We start from the raw sequence: 24,364 nt of genomic DNA on the forward strand, positions 1-24,364 counted from the left end.
CTTTTTATAACTATATAAAGCATACTATAACAAATAAGCACTTGTCAATATATAGAAACTTATATTTTTTCCACACTTGCTTTAATCTTACTTCTTATTCTTTCTACTTATATAAAAATATATAGGAAGTCCTATTAAGGTTATCCCTATTCCATATATTGCATTTAAGTAATCTGTTATAAATGTACTTATTAATATATATAAACCTCCAACAATTCCTATCAAAGGTACAACTGGATATAATGGAACTTTATATGATCTTTCCAGCTCTTTATGCTTACTTCGTAATATAAAGATACCGCATACACACATTACGAAAAATATCCACATTACAAATACAACAAGGTTAGTAAGTGTATCGAAAGATCCACTTAATACATACAAACTAGCTAATACTACTTCAAAAATAAATGTGTTGATAGGAGTTTGAAATTTATCATTCACTTTCCCAAAGAATCTGGAGAACGGAAAAAGATTATCTTGAGCCATTGCAAAAGGAACTCTAACACCTGTCATTAAATATCCATTTAATGCACCAAAAATGGAAACCATTATCCCTGCTGCAATTAAAGCCGCTCCCATATCTCCAAAAATAATTACAGCTGCGTCTGAAGCTGGCTTAGAAGAAGCAATTACTTTAGACACTGGCATAATATTTATAATAGCTGTATTAATTAATATATAGACTATAATTGTTGTTATTAGCCCGATAATTATGGACTTTGGTAGATCTTTCTTAGGGCTTTCAAGCTCACCAGACATATTTCCTACATTTATCCAACCATCATAAGCCCATAAAGTTCCAAGTATTGCTGCTCCAAACCCTGCTGCTCCTACTGTATTTGTAGAAGAAACTGGTAATGTAAAATCATGTGCTGTCCCATTTATCAACCCAAATATAACAATAAAAAATATCGGTACAAGCTTACCAATTGTAGCAATAACTTGTACTTTGCTTCCTAATTTTGTCGATAAAACATTTAAAATCATTACAAAAAATAATATACATATTGCCAATATTTTTTGTGCTATTGGAGTTAAATTTGGTATAAAGTATGTTGCCTGAGTAACAAAAACTATCGATAATGCCGCTGCTACCCCTGGTACATAAATTAGAGTTTGCATCCATCCAAATAAAAACGCCCATTTTTCACCATATAATTCTTTAATATAAGCAAATACTCCACCTGTCTTTGGAATCGCTACAGCTATTTCAGCTACTGTTAGAGCCGATGCTATTGTTATTAATCCACCAACTACCCAAGCCATTATTCCAAGCATCGGTGTGCCTGCATTTTTAAAAACTGATGATGCTTTAAAGAATATTCCTGAACCTATAACTACTCCTATAACTATTGTTATAGCTTCAAATAAACCGATTTCCTTTTTGAGTCCATTAGCTTTAGTAATCTCTTCTTTATTATTTTTTGACTCATTCATTAATTATCATTCCTTTTTAATTTTTTATATAACATATTAAATTTAACGCTTTACTTAGTTTATATTTTTTGCATTATTTAGTCAATATATGTTATATAACAAATTCCATACTTATTTATTTACTCAATGCAAATTTATATTCTTATTACTCTTCTTTTTTATACTCAAAGATTCTTTTCATCACTGAATATATTTAATTCCGATATAAAAACAGCCTCTAATTATTAAATTAGAGACTACTTTTTAATGGCACATTGTACTTAAATTAATATTTATCCACTACAGTTCCAAGTATGGCATGTTTTATAATTGGATTATTTTGAATCCCTTTAAGTTCCTTTGGACTTCCTATAACTACAGCTCCACCTATCTTAATATTCTTTTCATCTATATTTTCAATATATTGGGTATCTCCTATTTCTTTTAACTGCTTAAGTGCAGTTTTGAAATTTTCCATCCTGCTATCAACATCCACTCTAAATTCACCAGCCCCATCAGTGGACTTTATTCCTATAACATTAAATGCTGTATTTTTTAATTCAACTGCATGTTCTTTTTCATCTTCAGAATTATTATCAACCCAATAAAATGTTATTAAATTGCTATCTAGCATTTTGTTTACTTCTTCATAACTATATTCTTTATTGAAGGACAATGCTATTTCAACTATTTTATCATTATCAATTTCATTTAAGTATTGAAAATCATTTATTATATTTTCTTTATCAGAAGATGATGTATTATCAGGAATTTTATTATTTTCTGTTTGATAATCATATATGTTTTGTTCATAATTAACATATGGATATAAAAATTGCAGTTTTCTTAGTCCATAAACATCGCTGGATCTTTCACTTATATTATCATTTAATGGGATATTGCTTATCGCCAACCTTTCTTTTGACATTTTATCTTTTAAAAGACCTCCTAAATAATTAGTAGAACCAGCATAAATAACTTTGCCTCCAATTTTCTTTCCATACTCATAAGTACTCATATATTTAAAATATCCTGTTACTTCACATGTTTCTTTTCCTATATATTCATTTGGATTCATTATTACATTTTCCAATTCAAGTTTCTTTTCCTCCTTGGTATACGCATTTTCTATATATTTATGACTTGCAAAATTTAGAGTCAATATTCCTAAAATAATTATAATTAATGTTGAAATTATTGAAATTGTTATTAACTTTAAATTTAACTGTTTTCTTTTCTTTTTTATTTCTTTCTTGATTTGATTCTCCATGTTATTTGAAAATATATCTTCAATATCTTTATTCATATTTTTCACCTTCCCATATTTCTTTAAACCTATTTCTCGCTCTATAACATAAAGTCTTTGCTGATCCTTCTTCAATATTAAGGAGATTGCCTATGCTCCTATAAGACATTCCCAAACTATATTTTAAAACTAGTAAGTTTTTTTCACTTTCTTTCATTGATGCTAAAATTCTATTAACCTCCATAGAATTATCTATATGTCCTATTTTAAAATCACTTTCAATAGTAGCATATAGTTCATTTGTTAAACTCACATTAATTTTACTTCTTTTATATAATGTATAAAATTTGTTAATAGAAACCTTAAACATCCATGCTTTTATATTTCCATCAATTAATATATCAATATTTTCATAAGTTTTAATGAACGTTTCCTGCACAATATCTTCTGCATCTTCCTTTGATGAACCTATTGAAATTAAATATTTGTAAATTATAGCTAAATCCTCTTTTATTAAACTGCATATATCATCCTTAATTTTTACTCCCCCCTTATGTCCACTTTTTAATGGTACCACACATATATAACTTTTTACTCCTTCAAAAGTGAACACGATAATTAAAATTTTCCAAAAAAATAAACTTAAACACACATAAAAAACGTCTGCTTAAGCTTATTTTGTAAATATATAGGCTGATTCATTTTCAAGAAGAACCTTTAAATCATTCTTTTTATCTCCAAGTATATTAACATCTTCTTTTGTAATAAATAAAAGTGAATCATTTGCATTATCTACTAAAAAACCTTCTGCGCCTCCTTCTATTGGAGTTAAATCATCATATAATTCAGCACTTAACCAGTAGCTTTGATCATAATGATTTATATATATTCTTTTTCCTTTATATTGCTGCGTACTTCCAATATTCTTAATCAATTCTTGATTAAGCTCTGGCTCAGGACTCGAAATTCTACTTACTATAACTTCTTCGCTTTTATATATAGATATTGCAATCATCACAATTAATATAATTTGAGTAATTAAATTTCTATTTTTTTCCTTTAACAAAAAACTTGTTGTAGCACCTATACTTAAGGCTATAGCAGGATATACCGGAAGCATATACCATGATATTTTCGTTTTTGCCATAGTATACAATAGAAATGGTACAACTATCCATGTACCTATAATCAAGCCATTATTAACCGTTTCCTTATTTCCTATATACCTATATATAAGAACTATGTATGCCATAGATGTTGCAACAAAAAGAAGATTCCAATAAAAATACGACCATTGCAATCCTTCTAAATAAAAGCAGTATCCGCCAATATGACCTTCTAGAACCTCTGATGTTCTTTTTAATAAATCAAATTCTACCATAGTTTTGAAAAAGGTTATACCATCATTGATGTATCTTAATATTATCCATATAAATATAGGTGCACAGATACTTAAAACCAATAAAAATATTTGTTTTACTTTTAGCTTAAATAAAAACTTACTCAATAATAAATAAATTATTCCTATTACAATTATATTACCTGCATGCCAGCTCTTACTTAAAAATGCTAAAGCAAAAGAGATTCCAAAAGCATATATCCATTTGCTATTATTTTCTACTAATGCCAATGATACTATTGCCATTGTAAAGAATAATACATATATAGAATCTGCATCCCCAGTACGTGCGCAATGTTCTGTAATAAATGGTATTGTTGTAGCCATAACAATTGTAGAAATTAATGATGCCAGCCTTCCATACTTACATAAACTAAAAATTCCTATAATTAATATGGTTAACATTGCTGCTAATCCTGAAAACAATCTAAGCCCTAGCGGATTAAATCCTGCTATTTTATACCCTAAAACTATTATCCAAAAGCTTATTGGAGGTTTTAAGTTCCAATAGTCATTATTATAAGCATAAGTATTTACTACATAATTATTTCTTTTCATCATTTCATAGGCACTAACACCATGCCTTGCTTCATCAAAACTTTCTATAGGCACGATTCCCAAATTGAAAAATACATTAAACAAAGCGACCATTAATATAACTATAAAAATAATATAATACAATTTTTCAATAATCTTTATAAGGCTATCAAACAATTTTGTATTAAATATATTCATAACATGCTCCCCTTTATATCTGTTTATTTACGGAGTCCTTACTATATTAACCTCAGCTTAAGAATATATACATTTCAAAAATGCTTATACTAATAATTTCTAGTAAAAAACAGCTTCTAATTCTAAGTTAGAAACTGTTTACTTATATTCTTATAAAAAACATTATTTAAAATAGTTATATATATTTATAATCTTCTTTCTTCCTCACCTTTTAACCTGTTATTTTTCATATAATAATCAATTTGCTTTAATAACATTTCCTTATCCTGCGGTAAATTCCCTTTTAATGAAATATAATTTGATGCATGATTACATCTAAATACCATTAGTTCATTAACATTAATTTGTTCTATTAAAAGCCTGATTTCATTTAAAATTTCTCTATCACTTAAAACTTCAAATTCTTTATTTAAAATTTTATTATATAAAACCGTGTCCTTTTCAATCATAAGAGTCAATACACCTAGATAATCTGGCGACATTTCAGTTATTATTTTCCCAGTTTTGATTGCATGATTTCTACTTGATTTTTTTCCACCTATACCAGAAATAACAGTTACTGAAAGTAAAATATCTGCATCTTTAACCATCTTTCCAGCCTTTATTAAAGTTCCACTATCTACACCTTTGTTTATATCTTTTAAAACTACATCATCTCCACTTTCAACGCCCATATATATCATAGATAAACCTAAAGCTTTAAGCTCCTTTAATTCCTGAGTGGTTTTAAGTAAAATTGATTTAGGTGATCCATAAAGAGTAATTCTTTTGCACTCAGGAAATACTTCCTTTATATATGAGAATATTTCCTTTAACTTCTCCGTAGGAATAATTAAAGCATCTCCATCTGCTAAAAATATTCTCTCTACATATTTATATACTTGTCTAAAATAATTTATATCATTTTTAATATCATCTAAAGATTTTATCATAAATTTCTTAGACTTATACATACTGCAAAAACTGCATTTATTGTGAGAACACCCTAAAGTAACTTGTATTATTAAACTATTAGCCTCACTTGGCGGTCTGTATAATGGATAATCATACATAAATTATCTAGCTCCTTTCGTTTGATTTTACTTTCCTAATTCTACATTGCACTTAGTTATCTATAGTGTATAGACTCTTTAAATTTTTTCTTTACAATTAAGAAGTCTTCTAAATCATTTAAAAACTGAAACAATAAGGCTCTGTTTTCAAATTCGTTTCTATTTTTAGGCAGTTCCATATCTGCATAATCTTTTCTAAGTAAATTTAATTTATTAATAAGTTCAATACAATCATTATTCTCATGAAGATTCATTGCAACATTATTGGTGAAGTCCGATAATATTTTAGTTTGACCATAAGTCATATAAAATCTTGAGAAATGCTTTTTCATTCTTTTCATTGTATCCAATTGTATTATTCTCATCTCTATATAATTTAGATAATAATCGTTTTTCTTAAATAAATGATTATTATTTATTGTCCGCGCTATATCTTTAGACTTTTTAATAAGTTTCTCGACTTCCAATAATATTTCTCGTTCATAAACTGGTACAGCTTGAGTTACCAAGCTTACTGCCATGTCTGATAATATAGCTCTATAACAATCTTCTATTCTTAACTTATTCTTTTCAAACTCATCTTCTAAAGAAGCTGCATATAAATTAAATAACATTGCAACACCAATTCCTATTATAGTTAATTGTGCTTCATTTATTATCCATGAAGCATTTATATTTGTACTTGTTAAAAGATGAGTTGAAAGTACTGCTCCAGGAACCATGCCTTCGCTCATTTTTAGAAGCTGAGTAGTTGATATAAAAATTATCAAAAACAGTCCAAATACAATAGGATTATTACCAAGCAAGATGTATAATACAAAAGATAAAAGTATAGCTATTGCAGCTGTGATTACTCTTCTGCCTCCGATTAGCAATGCTTCCTTCTTAGTATCCTGAATAGTAAGGATTGCAATTATACCCGAGGTTACACCAAACTGTAAACCAATATAATTTGATATCATTATTGCTACTGTAGCTGACAAAGCCATTTTGAAAACCTTCGACTGTAAATATTTAATCATACGAATCTTCTCCAATCCTATATCTTAAGGCACATCTTTGGTCTATTATCATATGCCTAAAGCATTTCATCTATTCTTTTATGTTAAATTTTTTATAAACTTAGCATGTTCTTTTCTATGCTTTATAAGTATTGGAACTTCATAAGAAAGCATTATAATCCATCCTCCTAGACAGCTTAAAGCAATACCAACTATACCAAACCTCGGAGCAAGTAAATAAGCAAATAATACTCTTCCAACCATTTGAACAAAAGTAGATCTTAAAGTAACCTTTAAATCTCCCATTCCTCTAAAGTATCCTTGTATTCCATTTGTCCATGCTGGAAGTATATAAAAAAATGCCATTAAATGAAGATATGTCGCTCCTAACTCTATAACTTTTGATCCTTCATTTGGGACAAATAAGTTCATCAAGTTATTTGCTCCAAAGTATACTGACAAGACGAGTATGCACCAAAATAACATTTCAAGTTTTAATCCTGTCCAAAGCCCTTCCTTTATCCGATGATGTTTTTCACCACCTCTATTTTGGGCTAAAAATGTAGTCATAGCACTGCTAATACTTTGTTGTGGTGTAAACGCAAAATCATCTACTCTGTTAACTGCATTGAAGGTTGCAATTGCATCCACACCTAGAGGATTAACGGCAGCTTGAACAAGAACTTTTCCCACATACAAGCAAGTTTGCTGCATTGCTGTGACCCAGCTATAATTTATAGTGATTTTTAATAAATTTTTATCTAATATAATTTCATTTTTTGAGAAATGCAATAATGGCACCTTTTTATAAATATAAATAATACAAAAAAGGCTGGAGAACATTTCAGCTGTTGCAGTTGCAATTCCTGAACCGATAACCCCCATATTAAAATAAACTACGAATATAATATCCATTACCACATTTAATACTGCTGAAATAGCTAAAAAAATTAATGGCGATTTTGAATCACCTATGCTACGTAAAATTGAAGCAAATGCATTATATAAAAATGTAAAAATCAGTCCCAAAAATATAATCCTTAAATAAGCTGCAGCATCTGGTATTATTTCTTGTGGAGCTTGTATTAACTTTAATATTGGTTCAATAAATATTATGCCTAATATAATTACAATTGAAGTAAATATAAGTCCGGCTATCATAGTAGTTGAAACTTCTCTCTTGAATTTTTTTATATCATTAGCTCCAAAATATTCACTCATAAGTACTGAAGCTCCCATACAAATTCCTATAATAAAGAATATTATGATGTTCATTATAGGATTTGCTGTACCAACAGCTGCTAAAGCTTCTGTGCCTACAAATCTTCCTACAATAATTGAATCTGCTGCATTATAAGTTAATTGAAATAAATTTGCTAATACCAAAGGAACTGCAAATTTAATTAAATGTTTTGATATATTCCCTTTTGTCATGTCTGTAATCAATATTTTCCACTCCCCAATCCTCTTCTTACGTATATAAAAAATAGCAGATAATAATACTTCTATGTTATTTTTAATTATACCGTATGTTTTTGCAATAACTTAACATACACTATAAATTATTATTACTATCTACTTCATGCACACGTGTTCTCTATTCTATGTTAATTATATACCCCTTTCATTGCTTTTGGAAGAATATAAACTCTCTTTTATTTTCAATATCAAAATAAAAGACTAAGATATATAAAAAAACATAGGGTAGTATACTTTCCCTATGTTTTCATTAATTAAAATTCTTAAACTGTTTTTAAAAATGCTATTGATTCGTATGGTTTTAGGACGAACACTGATTGTAAATCTCTTTCATCATAATTTGTAATTATGGATTTATACTTTTCTAACTCTTCAATATCTAACTTTATTTCAACTTCCTTTTCAAAAAAGTTATTAATCACAATCAAAGATTCATTTTTATATTCTCTTTTATATGAAAACACAAAATCATTATCCTCTAGTATAGGTATATAACTTCCATAAGCTATAACATCATACTGCTTTCTCAAGGAAATCAACTTTTTATAGTGATAAAAAATCGAGTTTTCATCATTTAAACTATTCAAGACATTTATTTCTTTATAATTAGAATTTACACTAATCCATGGTTTTCCTTCACTGAATCCAGCATTTTTAGTAGCATCCCACTGCATTGGCGTTCTGGAATTATCTCTTGAACGTTCCTGCAAAACTTTGTATATTTCGCCTTCATCTATTCCCTGCTCTTTTAATATTTTAAAATAATTTAAACTCTCTACATCTACATATTGATTGATATCAGTAAAATACGCATTTGTCATTCCGATCTCTTCACCTTGATACACATATGGTGTACCTTTTAATAAGTGGATCATTGTTGCCAGCATTTTAGCCGATTCCCTATGATATTTGCCATCATTTCCAAACCTAGAAACTATACGTGGTTGATCATGATTGCACCAAAAGACAGCATTCCATCCATTGCCCTTCTGCATTCCTAACTGCCATTCATTAAGTATATTCTTCAAGCTTTTAAAATCACATTCTTGCAATTCCCATTTATTTTGATTTTTGTAGTCAACTTTTAAATGATGAAAATTAAATACCATTGATAATTCTTCTTCTTTTGGTTCTGAATATCTTATGCAATTTTCAAGGGAAGTTGATGACATTTCTCCAACTGTTATAATATCAGAATGTTTCCCAAAAGTTTTTTCATTAAGCTCTTTAAGATATTCATGTATCTTTGGGCCATCTGTATAAAATTTTCTTCCATCACCCTCTAAATCATCTTCTAATTTCTCTGGTTTTGATATTAAATTTATAACATCAAATCTTAAACCTTTTACACCTTTTTCTATCCAATAATTCACTATGTTATAAATCTCTTTTCGTACCTCTTCATTGTCCCAATTTAAATCGGCTTGTGTCTTGTCAAAAAGATGCAGATAGTACTCATCAAATTCTTCTACATACTGCCAAGCGCTGCCTCCAAACTTAGATTTCCAATTTGTTGGCGCATTATTATTTACTGGTTCTTTGAAAATATAAAAACTCTTATATTTCTCTTCTCCAATCAATGCTTTCTTAAACCATTTATGTTCAGTTGATGTATGATTAAGAACCATATCCAGCATTATATATATATTTCTTGCTTCTGCTTCCTTAATTAATTTTTCAAAATCTTCTAATGTTCCAAAGCTCTCATCTATATTATAATAGTCTGCAATATCATAACCATTATCTACTTGAGGTGAAGGATAAAAAGGAGTAAGCCATATATAATCTATACCTAAATTTTTTAAATAGTCTAGTTTTTCTATTACTCCGTTTAAATCTCCAAATCCATCACCGTCTGTATCATAAAATGATTTAGGATATATTTGATAGACAGTACTTTTCTTAAAATCCTTCATGATGCCTTTATCCTTTCCTCCGTTTAATTAATTCCTCTTCTTTTTCCTATAACTACAGTTAGTATGAATGGTATAACAATAGCTGTAAGCATGCATACTGCGAAGATTAACATAAATTGTGGTTTAATTGATAAAATTCCAGGGAGACCTCCAACACCAATAGAGTTTGCCATTACTCCACTACCGACAGAAATAACTGCTGCCGCAGCTGAACCTATCATTCCACATAGAAATGGGAAGCTATACTTTAAGTTAACACCAAACATTGCAGGCTCTGTTACTCCAAGATAAGCTGAAATGCAAGCTGGAACATTAATTTCCTGAGCTTCTTCATTTTTTCTTTGTAAATATATCATTGCAAGTACTGCTGAACCTTGTGCAATATTAGATAAAGCTATCATTGGCCATAGTGATGTTCCATTAAATTGTGCCATTAATTGAAGGTCTATTGCATTGGTCATATGATGAAGTCCTGTAATAACTAATGGTGCATATAAGAATCCGAAAACCGCAGCAAAAACAGCTCCAAATGACGATGTAAGTCCACCATATACTACTTGTGAAATAGCTGCACCAATTGCCCATCCTATAGGTCCTATAACAATATGAGCTATTAAGACTGCTGGTACTAAAGCCAAAAATGGTACAACTATCATAGATATTGATTCTGGACTTATCTTTCTAGCCCCTCTTTCAAGAAATACTAATGTAAAGCCTGCAAGTATTGCTGGTATAACCTGTGCCTGATATCCTATCATTTTTACTTGTGCAAATCCAAAATCCCAAAAAGGAATTTTATCTACTGGTGTACTTGCTACTGAATAGGCATTTAAAAGTTGTGGTGATACTAATGTAATACCTAACACTATACCAAGAATCTGGGTTGTCCCCATTTTCTTTGTTATTGACCAAGTTATCCCTACAGGTAAGAAGTGGAATATAGCTTCTCCTATTAACCATAAGAAACTATTTGTTCCAGCCCAAAACTGAGATACTTCAACTAAAGACTTTGTTCCACCTTCTAATAATTTCATATCTCCAATTACATTTCTAAAACCTAAGATCAAACCACCAACTATTATGGCTGGAATAAGAGGTGAAAATATTTCTGCTATATTAGCCATAAGCTTCTGTATAAAAGTCATATTATTTTTAGCTGCATTTTTCACTTCATCTTTACTTACACCATCTATACCTGAAATTTTTATAAAATCATTGTAAAAGATTGATACTTCATTTCCAATAACAACTTGAAATTGCCCTGCCTGAGTAAATGTGCCTTTAACACTCTTCAACTTTTCAATTGCATCTTTATCAGCTTTACTTGGATCGTTTAGAACAAATCTCATTCTAGTAACACAGTGTGTAACAGCTGATATATTTTCTTTTCCGCCAACATATTTTAGCAATTCCTTAGAATCATTTTCAAATTTCCCCATAAATAATACCTCCAAATGAATTTTATTTTTAATGAATTATTTCACAGATTACTGATTAATATTTAGATACACATTTCTTAACTCTACACTTTGACGTAATATGATTATCTTTCTCCTTTATGTATCTTTTTAGCTGGTATACGTTTACCAGACTCGTATAATATCGTTTTCTTCATTGAAGAATTTCATTTTCAGATCTGCACATTATATAAGTTCAGTAAAACATTTAATATTTTTGAATTTGGATCCATTAATTAAATCTTATTTTAAATGTTTACATTATCATAATATTCTTTTTTGAACATATCGTCAATACATTTCTTAAAATTTGTTTAAACAAATTTTAAAATATATAAATTCACTTGATATATAGCCATTGTTTAAAATACGTTTTATAATATATATGTTTAAACAAATATATTATAACCATTATATTTGTTTAAATAAATTATACAAATTCCACATTTCGTATAAGTATTTTATATGCAGCTATAATTAATTATATAAGATTTACTTTTCTTATTTAGTTTCTTTAACATTTAGTTAACTTATATTTAAAAGTGAAGTATAATTGAAGTGTATAAATTTGATTAAACATATTTTAAAGGAGTGTTTTTTTTGCCTAATGTGAAATTTAAAGATATATATCATACATTAAAAGATAATATAGATGATGGTAAATATGATGCTTCTATGATGCTTCCTACGGAAATGGAATTAGTAAATACTTTTAAATGCAGCCGAAATACTGTTAGAAGAGCTATCAGTGAATTAAGTAAAGATGGATATGTTGAAAGTGTAAAAGGAAAAGGTGTTATTATTCTAGATGGCAGAGAATCTATTGAACTTCCTATTGGAAACCTATTAGGTCTTCAGGAACTAAAGCTAAAAAAGAAATTCACTACAAGTGTAGTTAACTTTTCAAAGATAACAATAAATGATCACTTATCAAAAAAAACTGCATTAAAGCCACATACAGAAGTATATCATCTTCATAGAATCCGATTTCTTGATAATGAACCTATAATCCTCGATATCAACTATTTCAGCTCAGATGTAGTTAAAGACCTAACTATAGAAATAGCACAAAAATCAATATATGAATATATAGAAAAAGAATTACATACTAAGATCCTTGCTTCAAAAAAGATTATAGTAGTTGAACACGCAACTGAATTAGATAAGCGTTATCTAGATTTAGGCACTTATGATTGTGTTGTTATCGTAAAAACATATGCTTATACTGATTCTGGTAAACTCTTTGAATATACAGAATCTCGTCATAGGCCAGATAAATTTGTATTTGTTGAATCTTCATCTACCCGAAAAACTGAATAAAAGCTTACTAAGATTCTTTCTTAGTAAGCTTAATTCAAAATGTTACTACAATGATTTTCATGACTATCTTTCCTGATTAAAATATTTTTATTATTTATCAATTCATTGATTTAAACCAATGAATGTTTATGTGAATACTTAATTTTTAATCAGTATGAATTATAGATTTTCTTTTATAACCTTAATTCTTTCGCTATATTCCTTATCACTTAAATATGTCTTTTGAGGATTCATTTCAAATACACCACCCCACGAATAACCATTTTCATATTTAGGAACTACATGAAAATGAAGATGAGGAAGGGTATCTGAATATGCCCCATAATTTACTTTTTTAGGTGAGAATGCTTTTTTTATTGCAGCTGCTGCCTTTGTAACATCTTTCATAAACAATTCAAGTTCTTTATCTTCTAATTCAAACAATTCATTCACATGTTTGTTATAAGCAACAACACATCTTCCTTCATGGCTTTGCTCTTTAAACAAATAGAGGGTGGATACATCAAGTTCACAAATTTTAATCATTAGATTATCAAGTTTTTCATCTTTATCACAATAAAGACAATTAATTTTATTATTCATATTAAAATCTCCTAACGTTTATATTAAAATTAGCTGCCTTAAAATAGCAATTCATCTTCTATCTTAAGACAGCCATAAAACCAAGTTAAAATATCTTTAGAGATAGGATATCATTTTTTAATTTTAACTTATTTAAACTTTAAATTAATTTAAATATCCAATTTATACTGTAGTTTCTTTCCATACATTTTCATATTTATAACCAGTAAGATTTTCAACAATTTCTTTTGTTTCTGCATCAACATCAGCCTTTGATCCGCCATTTTTTAATCTCTCAACTTCATCAACTAATATACCATGTGTTCTTTTATTAAGTTTGAATGTTATTGCGAAATATAATGCTAATATAAGTAAACCTATGCATCCAATTGCTAAAAGATTTGCTATAGTTGATACTACATGTGGTGATTGAGTTGTTTGACCTTTTACAAATCCGCTTTCTTCTAATACAACTCCTAGAACAAATGTAGCTAAAGCAACACTACTCTTTCTAGTAAAAGTCATAACTGCTGCGAAAAGTCCTTCTCTTCTTTGTCTTGTAACCATTTCATCAACATCAGGGATGAAAGGGAATACATTCCATGGAGTAAATTCTAATAAGCTTCTTCCAACTTGATAAATAGTACCAATTACAAATAATAATACAATATTTGATCCTAAATGACCTACATAAAGTCCATAAAATCCTAATAGACATATAATCATAACTGTATAAGAGAATTTATATAAGTTACTTGGACCAACCTTAATCATCATGATTCCGCCTAATATTGTTACAGGTATACCAATGATACTAAGTGAAAGTACATTAGCAGCAGTAGTAGATGAAACTCCTAAGTTAAATACACAGAAATATACAAATACAGAATTAAATAAATCTTTAGCAGTAAATGAACATATATAAATTGCTAAGTGTTTTCTGAAAGCTTTAAGCTTTAAAGTAGATATATAAGCTATCGCTACTTTTATTATTCCTGTTATTTGTTCACCGAAACTCTTACTTTGAGAACCTTTTGCTAATTCTGCTTCCATTTCAGGTGTAAGATCTCTTTCCCAAGTTACTCTGTGAGCTATTAATATACAAATTGCATAAATGATAGCGAAAATTAAACCATTTAAAAAATATGCTTGTGAACTTTTTTCACCAAAGAAAGCTATTAATCTTCCTGGAACAAAAGTAGCTAAAAATGTACCAGTTGCTGATATGAACATTCTTGATGCAGATAATTTAGTTCTATCATCAAAGCCTTTTGTCATCTCAGCAGGCAATGTTTCCCATGGAATTAATACCATAGCTGCAATTATTTCAAATAGTAAATATGTAACTAAGTAGAATACATAACTTCTTCCTGTCACCCATAATAGTACATAGTCTGCCATTAAAGGTGCTCCAATTAATAAGAAGAAACGACGTCTTCCAAAAAGCTTTCCAAGCTTAGTCTTATAAAAGTTATCAGATATACTACCGATAAAAAGACTGGCAACTGCATCCACAACTCTGGCAATCGCAATTATAGATGCACCTTGAATTGGTGTTAATCCTGCAAATGTTGTGTAGAAAAATAGTAAAAATGCTCCGATAATGGTAAATGCACCACCACCCATTAAATCAACTAATCCATACCCAACGCCTCTAGCTATCGTAATTTTTCTATTATTATTTGACATATGTTTTTCCTCACTTTCTTTACTTAAGTACTCTTATTTTAGTTAAATCCAAAATATTCTTTTGCATTGTTGTAACATATACCTTGAACAATTTTCTTAAGCAATTTCACATTCTTAGGAACTTCACCATTTTCAACCCATTCTCCAATCAAATTACAAGCAATTCTTCTAAAATACTCATGTCTTGTATATGACAGGAAGCTTCTAGAATCAGTTAACATTCCGACAAAACGTCCTAGTAGTCCAAGATTTGCTAATGCTTTCATTTGTTCAATCATTCCGTCTTTATTATCATTAAACCACCAAGCTGCACCAAATTGCATTTTTCCTGGAATTCCTTCACCTTGGAAATTACCTATCATTGTTCCAAGAACATAGTTATCCTTTGGATTTAATGTATATAAAATAGTCTTTGGAAGAGCATTTTCTTTATCTACTGAATCTAAAAGTCTTGAAAGTGGATAAGCTATACTTTCATCATTAATTGAGTCAAAACCAGTATTAACGCCTATTTTTTCTAACATTCTTTCATTATTGCTTCTAAGTGCTGCAATATGAAGCTGTAATACCCATCCTAGTTCATGATAAAGTTTAAATACATGTCTTAATGTGTAAGTCTTATATTTCTTTTCTTCATCTGAAGTTATAGTTTTACCTTCCAATGCTTTAGTAAATATTGCTGCTGCTTCTTCCTTTGTTGCTTCCGCATAAACTACTACACCGTCTATACCATGGTCTGCAACTTTACATCCAACTGAATTGAAAAATCTTATTCTTGAGTCTAAAGCTTGTAGGAACTTATCATAATCATTTATGTTTATTTCTGATATATCTCCTAAAGACTTTACCCATGTAAGAAAGTCACCCGCCTTTATTTCTACACCCTTATCAGGTCTAAAAGTGGGTAAAACATTTACATTGAAACTAGTATCTTCTTTAAGCTTTATATGATATTCTAATGTATCAGTCGGATCATCTGTTGTACATATAGTTTCAACATTTGATTTTAAAATTAAATCTCTTACATTAAAACCTTCTCCGCTAAGTAATTCATTAGCTTTCTTCCAAATCATTGGAGCAGTTTCTTCATCAAGAGGTTCATCTATTCCAAAAAATCTTTGAAGTTCTAAATGAGTCCAATGATAAAGTGGGTTTCCTATTGCCATAGGTATAGTTTCAGACCAAGCTAAAAACTTATCATAATCGCTTCCGTCCCCTGTGATGTATTTTTCATCAGCACCATTACTTCTCATTGCTCTCCATTTATAATGATCTCCATATAACCATGCTTCAGTTATATTTTTAAATTTTTTGTTTTCATATATTTCTTTAGGATCAATGTGGCAATGATAATCAATAATAGGAAGTTCCTTAGCATAGTTGTGGTATAATTCTATCGCAGTATCATTAGATAATAAAAAATTTTCATCCATGAAATTCTTCAAAATTCATCATCCTACTTGGCTCAACATCAAAATATGTTCTTGACAGCTTAAGCTGTCAAGAAATGGTTATTACATTCTAATAAAATTCTTCCTTTGTAGTAGTCTTTATTCCTTGTAAAATAGTGTCTGCGTTGAATTGCTTTAATTTTACCGTTTCTACCTTCAACAGCGGCATTGGTATATCTACAATGATGATAGTTAATTATTTCTTGTCTCCAGTTTTCAAAAGTAACCAAAGCACGTTCTACCTCAGGTATATTTAGTGAATGTCCTTTTTTACACCATTTATCAAATACATTTGTTGCCTGTATAACACTTGAACAACAGTCATACCACTCAATAAGTTCCTCTTTCCACTCATATACTGCTTTTAGGTCAGGTGATAATGACAACAACTGCTGGAGCATCTCAACCTCTTTTGATGTAAGATATTCATTCCGTTTTTCAAGTACTGATTTATTTCTTTTCAATACTGTCCGTGCCGCAGGAGTTAAATCACAACTTATGCGTTTTCTTACGCCTCTAAGAGCTTCCATAGCATAGCTATTAACATGAAACCTATCCGCAATACGTATAGCATCTGGGTATACTTCTTTTGCAAATGTGTGATAATATGGAGCCAAATCCATTACTATAGCAAAAGGTCGGAGCTCAAAAAGTTCTGGATTTACAGTCTTATGACTTCTAAGCTCTTCAAGTTTTCTTCCTGGAATTATTTCAAGTAATGTTCCGTTACGAAGGTCATGAATTCCAGTATTATAACTATGTCCTTTCCTTATAGCAAAATCATCCATTCCAAGTATAAGCTTGTTAGTGTTAGAACTTTCTAATATAACTTTTGCTTGCAATTGTGGAACAACATAGTCAATATAATTTTTATATATTCTTTCAACTGTAGAATATGGTATTTTCAATGTTCTAGCACAGTGAATAACCGTTGCTCCTGGTACTTTAGTTGCAATAAACTCTTGAAATTCATTAGTATAACGACTCTTTCCAGTCAGGAATGAATATTGCCATGAAAAAGAGGCATTACAATCCTTACAGGACATTCTTATTTTAGGAACCTTTAATATTACCTCGTTTTGAAATATAGGAAGATGCCTTACTCTTCTAATTCCAGATGAGCCTCGTCTTATTATTTTAAAACTCTTACAGCACGGACAAGGTTGAGTATATTCTGTAGGTTGGATTTCAATACAAATTCTATCTTCAAAACCATAGATAAAATTGATAACATTTATTCCTTGTAAATTTAATATATTAGTGATATCCTGTAATTGCATTTAAACTCCTTCAATTCTATTGGATTAGTCACTTATAGAATACAGGAATTTGAATGCATTTTTCATTTAATTTTATAATTATTTTATGTCAAGCACAGTTTTTAGTGTTGAGCCTCCTACTTTCAAATAAATATTTTATATTTGTAAAGCATTGAATATATTTGGTTAATAATACACTTACATGGTTTTCACGGCATTATTGTATTTATTCAACACTTTACTACAACGTTTTCTTTGATTATTCTATTAACCATTATATATTTTTTATTTTTTAAATTTAGTTAAATTAACTTCTTTAACTTAGTTATTCAAAGCTTATCAATTATTTATCTCCACTTCGTCAATTTGTTAATTCACCTAACTTATGATATAATCATTTTCTAATTAATTTTTATAAGCATTCTTATCATTCTTTGTTTATATTACTTGCCAGAATATAATAGATGAAGAATGATAAAAATGTTTATTTTTTGCCTCTGTTTTATAGTAATGTTAGATTATTTACATTCTAAATATTTTTCTAAAGTCGCCCTAACAGCACCAGTTCCAGAAATCATTTCAGTGAAATAACCTTCAATTTTTTCTCCTAAACCTACGTCATAAAGATTTACTCCAAAAATTTCTTCATTTATTAGTATTGGTTTTAGAGTATCTCCTAATTGTTCTGTAGTACCTAATTTTATATTATCTACATATTTCTTTAGTTCATCTAATAATGGATCCGGACTTAATTCCATTACATTACCATCATCAGCTATTCCCATTAAATATCTGCACCATCCTGCAATAACAAGTGGAATATATTTAAGGTTTTTAGGATCTAAATCTGCTCTATCTCTATAAGCTTTAATTGTTTCTCCGAATCTTATGCCAACTTTTTGAGATGTATCTGAAGCAATTCTTTGAGGTGTATCAGGTATATATGGGTTTGGAAGTCTAACTTCAACTACCTCTTTAATGAAATCTTCAGGTTTTAATATTCCTGGATTAACAACAACTGGCATTCCTTCTTCGTATCCAATCTTTTCTACTAATTTCTTTAAAGCTGGATCCTTCATCTCATCTGCAATTAAATTAAATCCAAGTAAGCATCCATAAACTGCTAAAGAAGTATGTAGTGGATTTAAACAAGTAGTTACCTTCATTGTTTCAACTCTTTCAACAGTTTCTCTATCTGTTAAAAATACTCCTGCTTCCTCTAAAGGCATGCGACCATTTGGAAAATTATCTTCTATTACAAGATATTGAGGTCCTTCTGCATTTACGAAAGGCGCAATGTAAGTGTTTTTGTTAGTTGTTACAATATTAGTGCTCTCAAAACCATCTGCTTCTAATGTATCCTTAACGCTTTGAGATGGTCTAGGTGTAATTTTATCTATCATACTCCAAGGGAAAGATACCTTTTTAGCATCATTGATATATTCAAGGAAACCTTTATCAACTAAACCATTTTCAATCCATTTCTTTATCATTGTTTCCATAGCATTGTGAAGCTTCGCACCATTTTTTGAACAGTTATCCATACTTACAAAAGCTATTGGCAGTTGTCCATTTTGATATCTTACATATGCTAATGATGCAACTTTAGCAATAATGCTTACAGGATGTTCTAAACCATCTGTTGTATCTTCCTTTGATAAATTCTTCACACTATAACCTTTTTCTGTTATTGTAAAGCTTGCTATTTGTAGAGATGGATTTGAAAATATCTCTTTTAATCTATTCCAATCCTTTTCCCTTGAGTAATCACCAGCTAAACTTTCGCCTATGCTTCCAACTACTTTCTTCTCTAAGCTGCCATCTGGTTTCATAACTACTAGTAAGCTCAAGTTATCATAAGGAGAATAAATTTTATCTATAATTTCATAGTCATATCCTTCTACAGCAACAATACCTGACTTTGCTTTTCCAGTATTTAAAAGTTCTTGCTGCAGCATTGCTATAAAGCCTCTAAATATATTTCCAGCTCCAAAATGAACCCAAGTAGGATTTTCCTTTGTTGAAGCTGACATCTTATCATGATCAAATTTTGGGACTTCTATTCCAGCCTTTTCCCATAATTCACTATTCTTAATACTTTCTTTGCTTAGTACCATTTTTGTGTTACTCATTCCTATTTTCACCTCTTCAAAACTATTGATAATAGCATTAATAATATTAATTTTCTTTTGTATCTTAAGATTGTCAGAGACAGACTTTTCTTGAAAACACCAATTCTATGTTGTCTCTAAACTCTATTTATTTCTTTGAAGTGTATCCCATATTCCCCATATATACATAATTCCAAGTGCTCTATCATAAAGTCCATAACCTGGTCTACACTTTTCATTCCAAATATGTCTTCCGTGGTCTGGTCTTGCATATCCAGTAAATCCAACTTCATGATAAGCTTTTACTATATCACATATATCTAGCGAACCATCACAAGTTCTATGAGAAGTTTCAATAAAATCACCATTATCATATATCTTTACATTTCTAATATGAGCGAAAGCAATTCTATTTCCAAATTCTCTTATCATTGCTGGTACATCATTATTAGGATTTGAACCTATAGCACCACTACAAAGAGTAAGACAATTATATGGATTATCAACAAGCTTTAACAATCTTGCTAAATCATTTCTGTCTTTAACGATTCTTGGTAGACCAAATATTGACCAAGGTGGATCATCCGGATGAACTGCCATCTTAATATCATTGATTTCAGCTACTGGTATAATTTGTTCTAAGAAATACTTTAAGTTATTCCATAAATCTTCTTCTGTCACATTCTTATATGCTTCAAAAAGCTGAGTTAAATTCTTTAATCTTTCTGGTTCCCAACCTGGCATTGTTAAATCTGGATTTGATGCTATCTTGTTAACCAATTCCATTGGATCTATATCAGTAATTCTTGCCTTTTCATAAAAAAGGGCTGTTGATCCATCTTCTGCTTCCTTAAATAAATCTGTTCTTAACCAATCGAATACTGGCATAAAATTGTAACAGATTACTTTTACACCAACCTTAGCTAACTTTTCTATTGTTCTTTTGTAGTTTTCAATATATTTATCTCTAGTTGGAAGTCCTAATTTAATATCCTCATGAACATTAACACTTTCAACAACATCTAAATTAAATCCATATTTATCAGCCTCTTTTTTTACCTCAAGAATTTTTTCCATTGGCCATTCATCGCCAGCTGCCATATCATGAAGAGCCCAAACAATTGTTTCCACACCAGGAATCTGTTTGATTTGTTCAAGTGTTACGGTATCATTACCTTCACCGTACCATCTAAATCCCATTTTCATAGTGATATACCTCCTGTCATTTTACTTAACTTTGTTATATTTTAATAATTGTTTTTATAGACATATAAAGAGTCTTAATTTCATCCTCTATATAAGCCTCACCTCCTTAAAGTTAAAATCAAAACTAATTTCATCATTGTGAATTAATTTATCACTTAAAATAATTAGGATAAATTTCTTTTACTGTATTTTTATCGAAAGTAACCATATTTAAATGTTCTTCCATATATTCTTCAGCTTTTTGTGGATCTTTATTCTTTATAGCATCAAAAATTTCTTTATGCTGTTCAAGGATATCCTCCCAGCTAGAATCAGCCGCTAACCTAAGCATACGAATTCGTTGAAACTCAGTACTACCATCATTAATGCTATTCCATATCCTTTTTTTATTGCTTCCCTCGAAAATTATCTTATGAAATTCTTCATCTGCTTCAAACATTTTTTTATCATCATGATTTTCTATATACATTTGCTGAAGCTTTAGATTCATTTCTAAGGCCAATATATTTTCTTGTGAAAATTCCTTGCAAGCTTCTTTTACTACAGCTCTCTCTAAATGTTCACGTAGAAATCTGCCATCTTCAACAGCAGATAAATCAATTAAAGAGACAATCGTACCTCTTTGGGGATAAATCTGCACCAATCCTTCTTGTGCTAAACGAACAAGTGCCTCTCTAACTGGGGTTCTACTCACATTATATTTATCTGAAAGCTCTTTCTCTGAAATGCTAGTACCAGGCTCAAGATATAAATTAATGATTTCTTCCCTAAGTGTATAATATATAGTTTTACTTGTAGTATTTTTCTTAACCTCTAAAGCCATCCTTTATTTCCCTTGCCTTTCGCAACTACCATACTTGTATGGTAGTTTAAAATCTATTTTATCACAATATACTTATACAAAACTTATGTGTTAAAAACTATTTTATTAAGTCAGTGTAGTTTATGACTGCCATACTTGTATGGTAGTTATACTTATATATTATCATAACCGTTTACAATGTCAATAACCTATTTTAAAAAAAATATATATTACAATAATAAAATTACATTTAAAACCTTTGTAGGCTAAGTAAATATCAGAATATAAAATGTAAAAAACTAATTAGGACACATATATAAAATAATTGTTAAATTGACACTAATAGAAATAACTAGCAATTTGTAGAAATTTCACGTTTAATCAATTTATTTATCACATACGGTCAATTTTGGAATTTTAAGTATTCAACTTTTAGATATAATATCTATATAAATACCAAAAATTGAAAGGGGATAAAACTATGCTGAAAAACATTAAAATTATTAATAGTATTATTATGATGGTAATTCTATCTACTATTGTATCATTAGCTATCGCTATCGTCGGATACAGCAATATGAAATCAGTTAATAATAATTCTTCAGCAATGTATGAAAACGCTTTAGTAAGAATTATGAAAACTGAGGAAATTCGACAAACATTCTCAAATGTTAGATTAACTGTTAGTCGAATATCTTCCGGCGATTTCAACTCCGATGATGTAACTTCCATAGATAACAGTTATACAAATATGAATAAAATGTTGGACGACTATGAAAATTTATCTTTAAGCACCTTAGAAAAAAATAACATAGCTGAATTTAAAAGCGATTCTGAAAAATATTATTCACAAATAAAGGAACTTGAAAAAGGAAGCAAACTCTACGGAATTGATCTTGAAAACTTTAATCAAGTTGGAGCTGAAATGCAGCTTTTTCTTGATAATTTAGCAAATTATAGCTCAAATATGGCCAATACTCTTCATAACGATAATACTAACTTATATGTTAGAAGCACTACAATTTTCTTTACTACATTTGCTATAGGATTCGTTCTTATGTTATTAGTCTCATATACTATAGTTGTTGTAATTAAGAAATCCATGAAGGAAATAACTTTTGATTTAAAAATGATTTCCAATGGGGATTTTAGTGTAAGAATAGATTCTTATTCAAAAAATGAATTTGGAGTAATGAGGGAATCCCTAAAAAAAACAATTTCAAATATATCTTTAATGGTTGAATCAGTAAGAAATTCTACAAATATCGTAAATGAACAAACAACTAATTTATTAGGTGCTTCTGATGAAATGTCATCTTCTACACAGCAAATTAACGCAGCTGTTCAAGAAGTAGCAAGTGCTGCTAACGAACAATCAAATGATTTAATAAATGTAAAAACATCTTTGGATGCTTTCGCTGATTCATTAAATCAGATAACAACGGCAATTAACGATGTAAATTCTAATCTTCATAATATCAATTCAATGGCAGAAAACGGTAATTCAAAATTAAAATTCTTATCTGATTCAATAAAGAATGTAAACGAATCTTTTGATACCGTAAGAAATAAAGTTGTTTCATTAGACAACCATGTTGAAAAAGTAAATGATATAACAAACATTATAAACTCTATTGCTGAACAGACTGATTTGTTAGCTTTAAACGCCGCTATCGAATCAGCTAGAGCAGGGGAAGTTGGTAAAGGATTTGCAGTCGTTGCAGAGGAAATCAGAAAACTTGCAGAGCAGTCTAAATTATCAGCTAGTGATATAAGCAACCTTATTTCAAGCATTAATAAAGAAGCTCAAGTTGCAGTAAAAACCACCGATTTGGGTAAAGATAGCTTAAACAATCAATCAGAGCTTATTGAAGATTCTATAAAATCCTTCACGTTGATATTTAATGCTATTGAAACTATATTACCTAGAGTCGATAATGTAAATAAATCAATTGAACTTATAAATACTGAAAAGGATCTTATAATATCTAAAACATTAGATATTTCTGGAGTTTCAGAAGAAAATGCAGCTTCAGCTGAAGAAATAGCAGCTTCTGTCCAACAAATTAATCTATCATTTAATGAAGTAGCTACTTCAGCTCAAACTCTATCAAACTTAACAAGCTCTATGATGAATGAAGTAAATAAATTTAGATTATAGCATTCTATATAAATTCCAATGATAAATTGCTATTACATATAAATAGACAACTAAAGATCTATAATCTAAATTAGCAATAAGATACTGAAATTTATATAGT

At 29.4% G+C, this 24,364-nt stretch carries 18 protein-coding genes; 2 read left to right on the forward strand and 16 right to left on the reverse strand.

The window, feature by feature from the left end:
* Positions 1–87: 87 nt before the first annotated feature.
* From CDLVIII_RS23225 to treP, 9 genes are all read right to left on the reverse strand, one after another.
* A complete protein-coding gene (locus tag CDLVIII_RS23225; protein ID WP_009171917.1) occupies positions 88–1,440 on the reverse strand; it encodes an amino acid permease in 1,353 nt (450 codons plus the stop codon).
* Positions 1,441–1,705: 265 nt separating this feature from the next.
* Entirely contained in the window at positions 1,706–2,725 is a 1,020-nt protein-coding gene (locus tag CDLVIII_RS23230) for an anti sigma factor C-terminal domain-containing protein (protein WP_009171918.1), read from the reverse strand.
* Positions 2,718–3,242, reverse strand: coding sequence for a sigma-70 family RNA polymerase sigma factor (locus CDLVIII_RS23235; protein WP_186005523.1), 525 nt, complete (start codon positions 3,240–3,242; stop codon positions 2,718–2,720). Before CDLVIII_RS23235 ends, CDLVIII_RS23230 begins: the two co-directional genes overlap by 8 nt.
* 96 nt (positions 3,243–3,338) lie before the next feature.
* Positions 3,339–4,799: a glycosyltransferase family 39 protein gene (locus tag CDLVIII_RS23240; RefSeq protein ID WP_009171920.1), complete on the reverse strand. Its 1,461-nt coding sequence runs from the start codon at positions 4,797–4,799 to the stop codon at positions 3,339–3,341.
* A gap of 185 nt (positions 4,800–4,984) precedes the next feature.
* On the reverse strand, positions 4,985–5,851 hold the full coding sequence (locus CDLVIII_RS23245) for a radical SAM protein (protein WP_009171921.1): 867 nt from the start codon (positions 5,849–5,851) through the stop codon (positions 4,985–4,987).
* Positions 5,852–5,907: 56 nt separating this feature from the next.
* On the reverse strand, positions 5,908–6,873 hold the full coding sequence (locus CDLVIII_RS23250; RefSeq protein WP_009171922.1) for an aromatic acid exporter family protein: 966 nt from the start codon (positions 6,871–6,873) through the stop codon (positions 5,908–5,910).
* Positions 6,874–6,951: 78 nt separating this feature from the next.
* A complete protein-coding gene (locus tag CDLVIII_RS23255; RefSeq protein ID WP_083825381.1) occupies positions 6,952–8,331 on the reverse strand; it encodes an MATE family efflux transporter in 1,380 nt (459 codons plus the stop codon).
* Positions 8,332–8,594: 263 nt separating this feature from the next.
* Positions 8,595–10,247, reverse strand: a complete 1,653-nt coding sequence (gene treC, locus CDLVIII_RS23260) for an alpha,alpha-phosphotrehalase (protein ID WP_009171924.1) — start codon at positions 10,245–10,247, stop codon at positions 8,595–8,597.
* Between the two features lie 23 nt (positions 10,248–10,270).
* On the reverse strand, positions 10,271–11,686 hold the full coding sequence (gene treP / locus CDLVIII_RS23265; protein ID WP_009171925.1) for a PTS system trehalose-specific EIIBC component: 1,416 nt from the start codon (positions 11,684–11,686) through the stop codon (positions 10,271–10,273).
* Positions 11,687–12,313: 627 nt separating this feature from the next.
* On the opposite strand from treP, the gene treR reads away from it, so the two are divergent.
* Complete coding sequence (gene treR / locus CDLVIII_RS23270) at positions 12,314–13,024, forward strand: trehalose operon repressor (protein WP_242836033.1); 711 nt, start codon at positions 12,314–12,316, stop codon at positions 13,022–13,024.
* A gap of 159 nt (positions 13,025–13,183) precedes the next feature.
* On the opposite strand, the gene CDLVIII_RS23275 is transcribed toward treR, so the two are convergent.
* From CDLVIII_RS23275 to CDLVIII_RS23305, 7 genes are all read right to left on the reverse strand, one after another.
* A complete protein-coding gene (locus CDLVIII_RS23275; protein WP_009171927.1) occupies positions 13,184–13,606 on the reverse strand; it encodes an HIT family protein in 423 nt (140 codons plus the stop codon).
* A 162-nt stretch (positions 13,607–13,768) separates the two neighbouring features.
* Positions 13,769–15,274, reverse strand: coding sequence for an MFS transporter (locus CDLVIII_RS23280; protein WP_009171928.1), 1,506 nt, complete (start codon positions 15,272–15,274; stop codon positions 13,769–13,771).
* Positions 15,275–15,312: 38 nt separating this feature from the next.
* Positions 15,313–16,719, reverse strand: a complete 1,407-nt coding sequence (gene uxaC, locus CDLVIII_RS23285; protein WP_009171929.1) for a glucuronate isomerase — start codon at positions 16,717–16,719, stop codon at positions 15,313–15,315.
* A gap of 47 nt (positions 16,720–16,766) precedes the next feature.
* Positions 16,767–18,005 (reverse strand): ISL3 family transposase, encoded by a 1,239-nt coding sequence (locus tag CDLVIII_RS23290; RefSeq protein ID WP_009167586.1) that lies wholly within the window; start codon positions 18,003–18,005, stop codon positions 16,767–16,769.
* Positions 18,006–18,502: 497 nt separating this feature from the next.
* Complete coding sequence (locus CDLVIII_RS23295; RefSeq protein WP_009171930.1) at positions 18,503–20,116, reverse strand: mannitol dehydrogenase family protein; 1,614 nt, start codon at positions 20,114–20,116, stop codon at positions 18,503–18,505.
* 123 nt (positions 20,117–20,239) lie between these two features.
* A complete protein-coding gene (uxuA, locus tag CDLVIII_RS23300) occupies positions 20,240–21,301 on the reverse strand; it encodes a mannonate dehydratase (protein WP_009171931.1) in 1,062 nt (353 codons plus the stop codon).
* Positions 21,302–21,452: 151 nt separating this feature from the next.
* The gene (locus CDLVIII_RS23305; RefSeq protein ID WP_009171932.1) at positions 21,453–22,124 is read right to left on the reverse strand and encodes a GntR family transcriptional regulator; all 672 of its coding nucleotides are present in this window, start codon (positions 22,122–22,124) and stop codon (positions 21,453–21,455) included.
* A gap of 460 nt (positions 22,125–22,584) precedes the next feature.
* Between CDLVIII_RS23305 and CDLVIII_RS23310 the strand changes: the two genes are divergently transcribed.
* Entirely contained in the window at positions 22,585–24,264 is a 1,680-nt protein-coding gene (locus tag CDLVIII_RS23310) for a methyl-accepting chemotaxis protein (RefSeq protein ID WP_009171933.1), read from the forward strand.
* Positions 24,265–24,364: the final 100 nt, after the last annotated feature.

It is taken from the genome of Clostridium sp. DL-VIII (assembly GCF_000230835.1).
Classification (GTDB): Bacteria; Bacillota; Clostridia; order Clostridiales; family Clostridiaceae; genus Clostridium.

Excerpts from the sequence above, each read along its gene's own strand:
- CDLVIII_RS23225 (WP_009171917.1), bottom strand. The coding sequence starts at position 1,440 with ATGAATGAGTCAAAAAATAATAAAGAAGAGATTACTAAAGCTAATGGA.
- CDLVIII_RS23230 (WP_009171918.1), bottom strand. The coding sequence starts at position 2,725 with ATGAATAAAGATATTGAAGATATATTTTCAAATAACATGGAGAATCAA.
- CDLVIII_RS23240 (WP_009171920.1), bottom strand. The coding sequence starts at position 4,799 with ATGAATATATTTAATACAAAATTGTTTGATAGCCTTATAAAGATTATT.
- CDLVIII_RS23245 (WP_009171921.1), bottom strand. The coding sequence starts at position 5,851 with ATGTATGATTATCCATTATACAGACCGCCAAGTGAGGCTAATAGTTTA.
- CDLVIII_RS23250 (WP_009171922.1), bottom strand. The coding sequence starts at position 6,873 with ATGATTAAATATTTACAGTCGAAGGTTTTCAAAATGGCTTTGTCAGCT.
- treC (WP_009171924.1), bottom strand. The coding sequence starts at position 10,247 with ATGAAGGATTTTAAGAAAAGTACTGTCTATCAAATATATCCTAAATCA.
- treP (WP_009171925.1), bottom strand. The coding sequence starts at position 11,686 with ATGGGGAAATTTGAAAATGATTCTAAGGAATTGCTAAAATATGTTGGC.
- CDLVIII_RS23275 (WP_009171927.1), bottom strand. The coding sequence starts at position 13,606 with ATGAATAATAAAATTAATTGTCTTTATTGTGATAAAGATGAAAAACTT.
- CDLVIII_RS23280 (WP_009171928.1), bottom strand. The coding sequence starts at position 15,274 with ATGTCAAATAATAATAGAAAAATTACGATAGCTAGAGGCGTTGGGTAT.
- CDLVIII_RS23290 (WP_009167586.1), bottom strand. The coding sequence starts at position 18,005 with ATGCAATTACAGGATATCACTAATATATTAAATTTACAAGGAATAAAT.
- CDLVIII_RS23295 (WP_009171930.1), bottom strand. The coding sequence starts at position 20,116 with ATGAGTAACACAAAAATGGTACTAAGCAAAGAAAGTATTAAGAATAGT.
- uxuA (WP_009171931.1), bottom strand. The coding sequence starts at position 21,301 with ATGAAAATGGGATTTAGATGGTACGGTGAAGGTAATGATACCGTAACA.
- CDLVIII_RS23305 (WP_009171932.1), bottom strand. The coding sequence starts at position 22,124 with ATGGCTTTAGAGGTTAAGAAAAATACTACAAGTAAAACTATATATTAT.
- CDLVIII_RS23310 (WP_009171933.1), top strand. The coding sequence starts at position 22,585 with ATGCTGAAAAACATTAAAATTATTAATAGTATTATTATGATGGTAATT.